The sequence below is a fragment of the Streptomyces sp. NBC_00597 genome (genome assembly GCF_041431095.1).
In the GTDB taxonomy this organism is placed as follows: Bacteria; Actinomycetota; Actinomycetes; order Streptomycetales; family Streptomycetaceae; genus Streptomyces.
This window is the reverse complement of sequence record NZ_CP107757.1, coordinates 3,225,149-3,237,306: the sequence shown is the minus strand read 5'-3', so window position 1 is coordinate 3,237,306 and position 12,158 is coordinate 3,225,149. Positions and strand designations below refer to the sequence as shown.

Sequence of the window (12,158 nt, the reverse complement as noted above, 5' to 3'; positions counted from 1 at the left end):
CCGCCGGGATGCCTTCCTGGTCAGGGCCGTTGGGTGAGGCTGGTTACAAGAGCCGTGACCGAGCCCACCGTCAGGCGGTAGGCGCCCGGCTGCGGCGGCGCGAACGCGACGGAGTAGCGGCCGCCGCCCAGGCCCCGCAGGGGGCGGGCCGTCGGGCTCCCGCCGTCGGTAGGGCGCAGTTCCGCCATCAGCCGCAGCCCCTCGCCGGGGGCCGTGACCGTGACCTCGTACGGGGCCCCCGCGGCCAGCACGGCGGGCGCCCGCACGCCCAGCCCGGCTGCCGGGTCCGCGGGGACCGTGCGCCGGTCCCGCTCATCGCCCAGGAAGCCCCGCAGGGCTGCCCGTACGGCCCGGTTGTTGTGCAGCGAGCCGTGCTGCTCGTACGCGGCGAAGGACTCGGTGGCCGCGCCGCCGTCGCCGGGCGGCTGCGCCGGGAGGGCCGCCGGGCGCGGCACCGTGCCGTCACCATCGGCCTCCTCCAGGAGGGTCAGGCGCTCCCCGTCGCAGGTCGCGGTCGTCGCCGTGGGCTGGCCGACCCCGACGACCACCCGCAGCTCGGCCCGCGGCGGGGCGCTGCGCAGGTCCGCGTGGAAGCGGGCCGCGTCCGCCAGCAGGGCCGCGTCGACGCCGGGCAGCCCCGGCAGGTCGCGGGGGTGCGCGAGGCCGTCGGAGCCCGCCAGGCAGGCGTAGTCGGGGGCCAGCTGGTGCAGGGACGGCAGACTGCGGGCGAACGCGCCGAGGTCCGGGCCCAGGCCCAGGGGGTCCCCGGCGTCGACCAGGCCGACCAGGGCCTCCACACAGCCACGGTGCGGCGTGCCCAGCGTGATCAGGCGGCGGGTGACCTCGTGGCCGCCGAGGCGCTCCACGTACTGCCGGGCCACCAGCCCGCCCATCGCATGGCAGAGGAAGACCACCTGAGCCTCGCGCCGCTCGGGCGCCGAGGCCCGCCAGCGCTCCAGCTCCAGGTCGATCCGGCCCTTCAGCCGCTCCGCGTTGTACCGGCAGGACAACCGCCAGTCGTACGGGAAGGTGAGGAGGTTGTCCGAAACGGACAGGGTGAAACGGCGCTCCAGCCAGCGCAACAGGTCCGTGTGACCGTCCACCGGGCCCCAGATGCCGGGCAGGGCGTGCAGGTCGGGCATCAGGCCCACGGGGACGACGCCGTCTCCCGGATCCCCGTCGCCGATGTCCTTCGGGAGGCGCAGGGCGCTCAGGGAACGGCCGAAGGTCCGCAGGCCGCGTAACAGGTCCGCGCCCGCCAGGTCCCAGACGGCCCCGCCGTCGGCGTCCGCCAGCCGGCTGCCCAAGATGCCCGGCAGTACCACGACGAGATCCGTCACCCGTGCCCGTGCCATACGACGCCCCCCGAGATGTCACACATGGACCCACCAGGGTATGACGACGGCGCCCCCGCCCGAAGTGGTTCCGGGCGGGGGCGCCGTACGAGGGGCTGCCGGTGCGGCGTGCGCCTTAGAGGCCGAGCTCGACCTCGAACTCGCCCGCTTCGAGGATCGCCTTGACGGCCGAGAGGTACCGGGCCGCGTCCGCACCGTCCACCAGGCGGTGGTCGTAGGACAGGGTCAGGTACGTCATGTCGCGGACGCCGATGACGGTGCCCTCGGGGGTCTCGATGACCATCGGACGCTTGACCGTGGCACCGATGCCCAGGATGGCGACCTGGTTCGGGGGCACGATGACCGTGTCGAACAGCGCACCGCGCGAACCGGTGTTGCTGATGGTGAAGGTCGCGCCCGACAGCTCGTCCGGCGTGATCTTGTTGCCGCGGACCTTGGAGGCCAGGTCGGCGGTCGCCTTGGAGATGCCCGCCAGGTTGAGGTCGCCGGCACCCTTGATGACCGGGGTCATCAGGCCCTTCTCGGAGTCCACGGCGATGCCGATGTTCTCCGAGTCGAAGTAGGTGATGGTGCCCTCGTCGTCGTTGATCCGGGCGTTGACGACCGCGTGGGCCTTCAGCGCCTGGGCGGCGGCCTTGACGAAGAACGGCATCGGCGAGAGCTTGACGCCCTCACGGGCCAGGAAGGACGCCTTGGCCTGCTCGCGCAGCTTCATGATCTTGGTGATGTCCACCTCGACCACGGAGCTGAGCTGAGCCTGCGAGTGCAGCGCCTTCATCATGTTGTCGCCGATGACCTTGCGCATGCGGGTCATCTTGACGGTCTGACCGCGCAGCTCGGAGACCGCGGCGGCAGCCGGGGCCTTCGCGGCCGGGGCGGCGGCCGGAGTCGGGGCGGCAGCGGCGGCCTTGGCGGCCTCGGCGGCGGCCAGGACGTCCTGCTTGCGGATGCGGCCACCGACACCGGTGCCCGAGACCGAAGCCAGGTTGACGCCGGACTCCGAGGCGAGCTTGCGCACCAGCGGGGTCACGTACGCGCCCTCGTCACCGGCGGAAGCCGGAGCGGCGGGGGCGGCGACCGGAGCCGGAGCGGCAACGGGAGCCGGAGCGGCCACGGGAGCCGGGGCGGCGACCGGAGCCGGGGCGGCGACCGGAGCCGGAGCGGCAGGCGCAGCCGCGACCGGCGCCGGGGCGGCGGCCGGAGCAGCGGCGGCCGGAGCCGGAGCGGCGGCCGGGGCGGCACCGGCGGCACCGATGACGGCCAGGACGGCGCCGACCTCGGCGGTCCCGTCCTCGCCGATCCGGATCTCCAGCAGCGTGCCGGAGACCGGCGCGGGGATCTCGGTGTCGACCTTGTCCGTGGAGACTTCGAGCAGCGGCTCGTCGGCCTCGACGGACTCGCCGACCTGCTTCAGCCAGCGGGTGACGGTGCCCTCGGTGACGCTCTCGCCCAGGGCGGGGAGAACGACGTCCGTGCCGGAGGCGGCAGGTGCAGCGGCGGCCGGAGCCTCCGCGATCGGGGCCGGGGCGGCGGGGGCCTCGGCGACCGGGGCCGGCGCGGCCGGAACCTCGGCGACTGCTGCCGGTGCCGGGGCCGCGGCCTCGGCGGCAGCCGGCGCGCCGGAGCCGTCGTCGATGACGGCCAGCTCGGCGCCGACCTCGACGGTCTCGTCCTCGGCGACCTTGATGGCGGCCAGGATGCCGGACACGGGGGACGGGATCTCGGTGTCGACCTTGTCGGTCGAGACTTCGAGCAGCGGCTCGTCGGCCTCGACGCGCTCGCCCTCGGCCTTCAGCCAGCGGGTGACAGTGCCCTCAGTAACGCTCTCTCCGAGCGCCGGAAGGGTTACGGAAACCGACATGGTTTCAGTTGCTCCTAACGAATGTGCGGAAGTGGTCGTCGCGCCCGTGACGTATTAGTCGTGGGAGTGAAGCGGCTTGCCGGCCAGGGCCAGGTGGGCCTCGCCGAGCGCTTCGTTCTGGGTCGGGTGCGCGTGGATGAGCTGCGCGACCTCGGCCGGCAGGGCCTCCCAGTTGTAGATCAGCTGGGCCTCGCCGACCTGCTCGCCCATCCGGTCACCGACCATGTGGACGCCGACCACGGCACCGTCCTTGACCTGGACGAGCTTGATCTCGCCCGCGGTCTTCAGGATCTTGCTCTTGCCGTTGCCCGCCAGGTTGTACTTCAGGGCCACGACCTTGTCCGCGCCGTAGATCTCCTTGGCCTTGGCCTCGGTGATGCCGACGGAGGCGACCTCGGGGTGGCAGTACGTGACGCGCGGAACGCCGTCGTAGTCGATCGGGACGGTCTTCAGACCGGCCAGGCGCTCCGCGACGAGGATGCCCTCCGCGAAGCCGACGTGCGCGAGCTGCAGGGTCGGGACGAGGTCGCCGACGGCCGAGATCGTCGGCACGTTCGTCTGCATGTACTCGTCGACCAGGACGTAGCCGCGGTCCATCGCGACGCCCTGCTCCTCGTAGCCGAGGCCCTGCGAGACCGGGCCGCGACCGACGGCGACCAGCAGCACCTCGGCCTCGAAGGTCTTGCCGTCGGCCAGCGTGACGCGCACGCCGGTCTCGGTGTACTCGGCCTTGTCGAAGAAGGTGCCGAGGTTGAACTTGATGCCGCGCTTGCGGAACGCGCGCTCCAGCAGCTTCGAGCTGTTCTCGTCCTCGACCGGGACGAGGTGCTTGAGGCCCTCGATCACGGTGATGTCGGAGCCGAAGGACTTCCACGCCGAGGCGAACTCGACGCCGATGACGCCGCCGCCCAGGACGATCGCCGACTCGGGAACGCGGTCCAGGACCAGCGCGTGGTCCGAGGAGATGATGCGGTTGCCGTCGATCTGCAGGCCCGGCAGCGACTTCGGCACGGAGCCGGTCGCCAGCAGGACGTGGCGGCCCTGGATGCGCTGGCCGTTCACGTCGACGGAGGTCGGCGAGGAAAGGCGGCCCTCACCCTCGATGTACGTCACCTTGCGGGAGGCGACCAGGCCCTGCAGGCCCTTGTACAGGCCCGAGATGACCTCGTCCTTGTACTTCTGCACACCCGCGATGTCGATGCCCTCGAAGGTGGCCTTCACGCCGAACTGGGCGGCTTCGCGCGCCTGGTCCGCGATCTCGCCCGCGTGGAGCAGGGCCTTCGTGGGGATGCAGCCGTTGTGCAGGCAGGTGCCGCCGAGCTTGTTCTTCTCGATCAGGGCAACGTCCAGACCCAGCTGGGATGCGCGCAGAGCCGCGGCGTAACCGCCGCTGCCGCCGCCGAGGATCACTAGGTCGAAAACGGTGCTGGCGTCGTTCGCCACGTCACGTCCTCCATGCATGTGCGCCGAGCACCGGTCCTCTGTGACCGGGCGGCGGCTGGTAATCGGCCGCTTGTTGATTCGGCCCTGTGGTGGGGGCCCTGTCCTGCCGAGAACCCATCTTCGCATTTGTCGGGGGAACGCGGGACGCCGGGCCCGCACTGTGGCAGGTCGTTCTGCCCGAAGTAGGGGTTACCGAAGCGTAGAAACCTACGGATTTCGTTGTGGGTGAACGAACCCGGGGCCTCGATCGACTGATCTTCGAGGCCCCGGGGTGCGTCACGCGTCACACATCACATGTCAGGCGGCACGCCTCACACGTGGTAGGTGCGCTGGGTGAGGTACGTCAGCCCAGGTCGCCGGTGGCCGTACGCTCGGCCAGCCGCACCAGGGTGCGCACGGCCGAGCCGGTGCCGCCCTTGGGGGTGTAGCCGTACGGCGCACCCTCGTGGAAGGCCGGGCCCGCGATGTCGAGGTGCGCCCAGGTGATGCCCTCGCCGACGAACTCCTGGAGGAAGAGGCCGGCCACCAGGCCGCCGCCCATCCGGACACCCATGTTGGCGATGTCGGCGGTGGGGGAGTCCATGGTCTTGCGCAGGTCCTCGGGGAGCGGCATCGGCCAGGACGCCTCGCCGACCTCCTCGGCGATCTCGTGGATCGCGGTGCGGAAGGCGTCGTCGTTCGCCATGATCCCGAAGGTGCGGTCACCCAGGGCCAGCACCATGGCGCCGGTCAGGGTGGCGACGTCGACGATCGCGTCCGGGTTGTCCTCGGAGGCCTTGGTCAGGGCGTCGCCCAGGACCAGGCGGCCCTCGGCGTCCGTGTTCAGGACCTCGACGGTCTTGCCGCTGTACATGCGCAGCACGTCGCCGGGCTTGGTGGCGGAACCGGAGGGCATGTTCTCGGCGAGCGCGAGCCAGCCGGTGACGTTGACCTGGAGGCCCAGCTTGGCGGCGGCGATGACGGCGGCGAAGACGGCGGCGGCGCCGGACATGTCGCACTTCATCGTCTCGTTGTGGCCGGCCGGCTTCAGGGAGATGCCGCCCGAGTCGTAGGTGATGCCCTTGCCGACGAAGGCGAGGGTCTTCTCCGCCTTGGCGTGGGTGTAGGAGAGCTTCACCAGGCGCGGCGGGTTCTCGGAGCCCTTGCCGACGCCCATGATGCCGCCGTAGCCGCCCTTGACCAGTGCCTTCTCGTCGAGGACCTGGACCTTGACGCCGTTCTCCTTGGCCGTCGCGGAGGCGACGGCGGCGAAGGCCTCGGGGGTGAGGTCGTTCGGCGGGGTGTTGATCAGGTCGCGGGCGACGTTGACCTCGGTGGCGACGACGGTCGCGCGCTCGGCGGCCGCCTTGTGCTCCTTGTCGCGCGGCTTGGCGCCGAGCAGGGTCACCTCGGCGAGCGGCTGCTTCGGGCCGCCGTTCTTGCCGGAGGCCTTCTTCTCGCCGCCCTGGTAGGCGGTGAAGGCGTACGCGCCCAGCAGCGCGCCCTCGGCGACGGCGGTCACGGCCGAGGCGTCGTCCAGGGGGAGGGCGAAGGCGGCCTTCTTGGAGCCGTGCAGGGCGCGGGCGGCGGCGCCGGCGGCGCGCCGCAGGGCCTCCTCGTCGTACGACTCGTCCTTCTCGGGGACGGAGCCGAGTCCGACCGCCAGCACGACCGGGACCTTCAGGCCGTCCGGGGCCGGCAGCTTGGTGGTCTCGCCTTCGGCGCCGGAGGCGCCGAGCGCGTCGAGCACGGCGGCGAGCTTTCCGTCGTACGCCTTGTCCACGGCCTCGGCGCCTGCGGCGACGACCGGGCCCTTCGGGCCCTTCGCCACGCCGACCACGAGGGCGTCGGCGCGCAGCGTCGCCGCGCCGGCAGTGCTGAGAGTCAGAGCAGTCACGGTGGTGAAGTCTCGCTTCCGTTTGTGTTGTGGGCCGAGTGGGTGGACGGCCATCCGTAGCGATCGTATTCCGGCCCGACGGCCGCCAGAAATGAGCCTACGCGTAGCGGCTCGTCCGTACGGCACTCGAAGGTTTGGCAAGTTGTTCGATCAAGCCGCCGACAGGTTCACCCATCTGTGGCTTCTGTTCCAGGTTTGCCCTTTAGACCTGACGAGGTCCGAGAGACTCGGTCCACTCTCGCAAGGGGACGCGGGGTCCCTTTGCATGATTTCCACAGAGCCTCCTCGGCCCGGCCGACCGCCATGGGGCCGTAGTCGAGTGATGCCTGCGGGGGGAAAGGCCGAAATGGTCAACAAGAACCGGATGAACAGGGCTGCCGCCGCAATGGCCGTGGCAGCGCTGATGTCCGTGGCAATGCCCGCCGCGACCGCCGAGGCGGTCGTGACACCGCGCATCGACCTGAAGGTGCTCGTCGTCGACGACGGCGGCAGCTCGGTCGAGGCGATCACCGCCCAGCTCCGGGACACCGGGGTGCCCTACACCCGGGTCGTCCTGGGCAGCTCCGGCCGCCCGGTGATCAACGCCGGGTTCCTCAGCGACACGGTCGACGGCCGGCCGCGCGCCAAGTACCAGGGCGTCGTGCTGCCGAACGAGAACCCGTTCGGCGAGGGCTCGGCCGAGATGGCCGCACTCAGCACGTACGAGACGACGTACAACATCCGCCAGGTCGACGCCTACACCTGGGCCCACCCGGGCGTGGGCCTCGAATATACCGACAACGGCGGCTACAGCGGGCAGCTCGACGGCACCCAGGCCTCCGTCACCGCCGCCGGCAAGGCCGGCCCGTTCAACTACCTGGCCGGCCAGGTCGCCTTCGAAGACAATTCCGCCCTGGTCCCCGAGAGCTACGGGTTCATGGGCAAGCCGCGGGCCGGCTACACCAGCTACCTCGACGCGCCCGTCGCCGGCGGACGGGCCTCGCTCGTCGGCGAGTACGCGCACGACGGCCGCAGCGAACTGGTCGTCACCTTCGGCTACAACCAGTACCAGCAGCAGTTCCGGCTGCTCGCGCGCGGCATCGTCGACTGGCTCACCCAGGGGGTCCATCTCGGCCAGGAGCGCCAGTACTTCGCCGTCCACGTCGACGACGTCTTCGCCCCGGACGCCCGGTGGAGCAAGGACCTCAACTGCACGCCCGGCGACTACGCCTGTGCGGGCGGCGAGGGCAAGGAGAGCACCATCCGGATGTCCGCCGCCGACGCCCAGTACGCGGCGCAGTGGCAGACGAGCAAGAACTTCAAACTCGACCTCCTCTTCAACGCCGGCGCCGGCGAGGAGTGGAAGACCGAGAACGGCGGCACCGACGCCCTCACCGCACAGCTCGTCGCGGACCGGGCCAAGTACCGCTGGATGAACCACACCTACACCCACCCGTTCCTCGGCTGCGTCCAGGACACCACCACCGTCCCGTGGACCTGTACGAAGAACACCCAGGGCGCCGTCAACTGGATGAGCCGGTCCGAGATCTCCGCCCAGATCCGCGACAACAACAACTGGGCCGCGGCCAAGGGCATCACCACCGACCGCTCCGAGCTCGTCACCGGTGAGCACTCGGGCCTCAAGACCCTCCCGGAGCAGCCCGTCGACAACCCGAACCTGGCGGGCGCGCTCGCCGACAACGGGGTCAAGTGGGCCGGCAGCGACAACTCGCGCGAGTCCGCACAGCGCGCGGTCGGCGCCGCCCTGACCGTCCCCCGCTACCCGATGAACGTGTACTACAACACGGGCACCAACGCGGAGATGGCCGACGAGTACAACTGGATCTACACCAGTCGCGCCCAGGGCGGCAGCGGCACCTGCGAGGACAACCCGGCGACCTCCACCTGTCTGCCGGCCCCGCTGAACGCCTCCACCGGCTACCTGGACTACATCGTCCCGGCCGAGGCGCGGACCGCCCTGCGCCACGTCCTGGCCAACGACCCGCGTCCGCACTACGTCCACCAGTCCAACCTCGCCGAGGACCGCACCCTCTACCCGGTGCTCAACCAGGTCCTCGACACCTACCGCGCGCTCTACGCACCCAGCGCCCCGATCGTGAACCAGAGCATGAAGGACACCGGCGTCGAGCTGAGCCGCCGGGCCGCCTGGGACAAGGCCCTGGCCGACGGCAAGGTCACGGCCTACCGCATCGGGACCGCCGTCACCGTCAAGGCGCCCTCCGGGGTCGTCGCCCCGTTGACCGCACCCAACGGCACGAAGAAGCAGCTCCTGCTGGGCACCGCCGACTTCGGCACCGCCTACGCGGGCAACCGCTCGGCGTGGACCGCGCCCGAGATGCTCCAGAGCGCGGTCACGCTCAAGCTGCCCAGCTGACCACCGCGTCACTCCGACGCCAGTACCACCTGGTACCACCTAGCGCCGGCGCTCCGCACATCTACGGGCGCCGGCCCCTTTTCCGTCCTGGGGGGACACAGCGCATGAGTCATGGGCGTCATGTCACCATGCTCACCGAAGGCACCTATCCACACGTCCACGGGGGAGTCAGCACCTGGTGCGACCAACTGGTGCGCGGGATGCCGGAGGTCGACTTCAACGTCATAGCCCTGACCGGCTCCGGCCGTGAGCCCGTCACGTGGGAGCTGCCCCGCAACGTCTACCGGCACACCGCCGTCCCGCTCTGGGGAGCGACGCCCGGCCGCCGCTCGGTCCTGCGGGGCAAGGCGCACCGCCGGTTCGCCGACACCTACGAAACCTTCCTGCTCTCGCTCCTCGATCCTCCCCCGGCCACCGCAGGGGGCACCCCCGGCCGCGGCGGATTCTCCGAAGCCCTCCGCGAATTCGCCGTCCTGGCCCGGGCCGGCCGCCTCGCCCCGGCCCTGCGCTCCGAAACGGTCCTGCGCCTCCTCATGGACGTGTGGACGCGCCCCGGCGTCTCCACCGCCGCCGCCGGGCCCACCATCCACGACGCGCTCACCGCCACCGACCTGATCGAGCACGCGCTGCGGCCGCTCGCCGTACGGATCCCGCCCGACAGCGTCGCGCACTCCGTCAGCAGCGGCCTCGCCACCCTCCCGGCCCTCGCCGCCAAGTACCTCGACCAGGTGCCCTTCCTGCTCACCGAGCACGGCATCTACCTGCGCGAGCGCTACCTCGGCTACCGCACCGCGCAGCAGCGCTGGCCGGTCAAGGCCCTGATGCTCGGCTTCTACCGGGAGCTCAACACCGAGGGCTACCGGCAAGCCGACCTCATCACCCCGTGCAACCAGTACAACCGCCGCTGGGAGGAGCGCGGCGGCGCCGCCCCCGACCGCATCCGCACGGTGTACAACGGCGTCGACCCGTACGCCTTCCCCGACGCCGGACCCGAACCCGAGGTCCCCACCCTCAGCTGGTGCGGGCGCATCGACCCGATCAAGGACCTCGAAACCCTCGTCCGGGCCTACGCGTTCATGCGCGAAGAGCTGCCCGCCCTGCGGCTGAGGCTGTTCGGCCCGGTCCCGGCCGGCTGCGAGGAGTACAAGCTCCGCCTGGAGAAACTCGCCGCCGAACTCGGCGTGACCGACGGGATCTCGTACGAGGGCCGCGTCGCGGACGTCGCCGGGGCCTACGCGGCGGGCAGCGTCGTGATGCTCTCCAGCATCAGCGAGGGCTTCCCCTTCAGCATCATCGAAGCCATGTCCTGCGGCCGCACCACCGTCTCCACCGACGTCGGCGGGGTGCGGGAGGCCGTCGGCGACACCGGGCTCGTCGTCCCGCCGCGCGAACCGGAGACCATGGCCCGCGCCACCCTCGCCCTGCTCCGCGACGACGAACGCCGCGCCGAACTGGGCCGGCGATCCCGCAAGCGGGTCGTCGAGAAGTTCACCCTCCACCAGTCCGTGGACGGCTTCCGCCACATCTACCGGGAACTCGCCGGCCAGCCCGTCCTGCCCGTCCGCGAGGGCGACGACTGGACGCAGCGGCTCGCCGACCCCTGGTACCGCGAACTCGCCGCCGACGGGAGCCTGTGGTGAGCGGATCCCTCTGGCTGCGCGTCCCCGGCGGCGACACCCTGCCCGCCATCCCCCGGCCCCGGCGCACCGGGCCGGGGGAGCCCGGCCCCGCCGGCGACCCGATGGACGAACTCGCCGAACGCCTCGGCCCCTTCATCGCGGCGGCCGTCCATCCCGACGAGATCGCCGCCATCCTCGAATCCGACGGGATGACCGACGAGCACATCCGGCTCGCCTACGGGCGTCACGACTCCTTCGGCCTCGCCGAGGAGCTCTACGTCCGGGTGCCCCGCTCCTTCCCCGAACCGGAGCACGTCCCCGACCCCTGGAGGGTCTCCCTCACCGCCTGTCTGCTGCGCGGTCTGATCTTCGCGCTGCCCGGTCTCGCCTACGTCCTGGGCGCCCCGCTGCTGGAGGGCCCCAAGGACCGCCTGGGCCTGCCCGCCGGGACGCTGACCCTGCTCGCCGGGGCGCTCATCGGCTGGGTGTGGGACCAGACCCTGTCCCACCGCGCCTACTCCTGGCTGGGTCTGGGAGACAGGGCCGCCGCCGGGCGGACCCTGCTCGTCGGCGCCCCCGTCGGCGCCCTGCTCGGCATCGCCGCCGCGCTGACCGTGCCCGGCGGGCCGCCGTTCTCGTACGCGTTCGCCGCAGGCCAGGCCCTGTACGTCGGCGCCGCCACCGTGCTGCTGGTCCTCGGCCGGGAACGGGTGCTGCTCGCCGCTCTCGCCCCGATGGCCGCGGGGGCGCTGCTCTCGCTCTTCACCGACCCGCCCCTGCCGGTGCGGGTGGGCCTGCTGCTGGTGTCCCTGCTGGCCGCCTGCACCCTCGCCTTACACGAGCTGCCGCTGGCCGAGGGCGTACGGTCCGGCGTGCGCCGGATCCGGGACTGGTCCGGGCACGGACCCGGCGAGGGCCCGGTGCGCTGGCGGATGCTGCGGGGAGCCGAGGAGGAGTACGGCCCGCGCGGTCCCCGGATCGGGGACTCCGTGCCGTACGGCGTGTTCGGCCTCGGCACCGGCCTGCTCGTGCTGTACGCCGCCCTCGGGGAGGTGCTCGCCGGGGGTCCCGCCGAGGCCGTCGCCGCCCCGTCGGCGGTGGCGCTCACCCTCAGCATGGGGCCCGCCGAATGGCTGCTCCACCGGTTCCGCAGCGGGAGCCTGGCCGGGCTGCGGGCGGCCCGTTCGCCCCGGCAGTTCGGACTGAGGATGCTCGGCACGCTGGGCCGCTGCCTCGCCGCGTACCTGGCGGTGCTCCTGCTCCTCGGGCTCACCGGAACCCTGCTGTGGCCGGGAGCCCCCGCGCTGACCGGGGTCCGGGCCGCGACCCTGCTGCTGCTCGGCGCCGTCATGTGGACCGGGCTGCTGCTCCAGTCCTTCGGCGCGGTCCGGCCCGCGGCCGTGGTCTGCGCCTCGGCGGCCGTCGCCCAGAGCCTGGCGCTGCTGCTCGGGCTCGGGCAGCCGCGGCTGGTCCAGCTCGTCGTGGCCGGTGCAGCCGCGGCGGCGCTGGGCACGCTCGTCTGCCTCCTGCTCGGCCGCGCGACGGCCCACCGCTGATCCCGGTGAGCCCGTACGACGTGACCCCGATCCGCGACAGCCCGAACGACGCGACCCCGAACGACGCGACCCCG

The 12,158-nt window shown here is 72.0% G+C and carries 7 protein-coding genes; 3 read left to right on the top strand and 4 right to left on the bottom strand.

Annotation, left to right across the window (positions count from 1 at the left end; translation table 11 throughout):
- Positions 1–20: 20 nt before the first annotated feature.
- From OG974_RS14400 to OG974_RS14385, 4 genes are all read right to left on the bottom strand, one after another.
- A complete protein-coding gene (locus OG974_RS14400; RefSeq protein ID WP_327283090.1) occupies positions 21–1,355 on the bottom strand; it encodes a hypothetical protein in 1,335 nt (444 codons plus the stop codon).
- A gap of 115 nt (positions 1,356–1,470) precedes the next feature.
- Entirely contained in the window at positions 1,471–3,216 is a 1,746-nt protein-coding gene (gene sucB, locus OG974_RS14395) for a 2-oxoglutarate dehydrogenase, E2 component, dihydrolipoamide succinyltransferase (protein ID WP_371646664.1), read from the bottom strand.
- Positions 3,217–3,270: 54 nt separating this feature from the next.
- The gene (gene lpdA, locus OG974_RS14390) at positions 3,271–4,659 is read right to left on the bottom strand and encodes a dihydrolipoyl dehydrogenase (RefSeq protein ID WP_054225644.1); all 1,389 of its coding nucleotides are present in this window, start codon (positions 4,657–4,659) and stop codon (positions 3,271–3,273) included.
- A 343-nt stretch (positions 4,660–5,002) separates the two neighbouring features.
- A complete protein-coding gene (locus tag OG974_RS14385; protein WP_327283087.1) occupies positions 5,003–6,535 on the bottom strand; it encodes a leucyl aminopeptidase in 1,533 nt (510 codons plus the stop codon).
- A gap of 346 nt (positions 6,536–6,881) precedes the next feature.
- On the opposite strand from OG974_RS14385, the gene OG974_RS14380 reads away from it, so the two are divergent.
- The 3 genes from OG974_RS14380 to OG974_RS14370 all read left to right on the top strand — a co-directional run bounded on the left by OG974_RS14380 (position 6,882) and on the right by OG974_RS14370 (position 12,084).
- Positions 6,882–8,909, top strand: a complete 2,028-nt coding sequence (locus OG974_RS14380) for a hypothetical protein (RefSeq protein WP_371646662.1) — start codon at positions 6,882–6,884, stop codon at positions 8,907–8,909.
- A gap of 104 nt (positions 8,910–9,013) precedes the next feature.
- Positions 9,014–10,549 carry a GT4 family glycosyltransferase PelF gene (pelF, locus tag OG974_RS14375; protein ID WP_327283085.1) on the top strand — a complete coding sequence of 512 codons (1,536 nt, stop codon included), beginning with the start codon at positions 9,014–9,016 and terminating at the stop codon, positions 10,547–10,549.
- Positions 10,546–12,084, top strand: a complete 1,539-nt coding sequence (locus OG974_RS14370) for a hypothetical protein (protein WP_371646660.1) — start codon at positions 10,546–10,548, stop codon at positions 12,082–12,084. Before pelF ends, OG974_RS14370 begins: the two co-directional genes overlap by 4 nt.
- Positions 12,085–12,158: the final 74 nt, after the last annotated feature.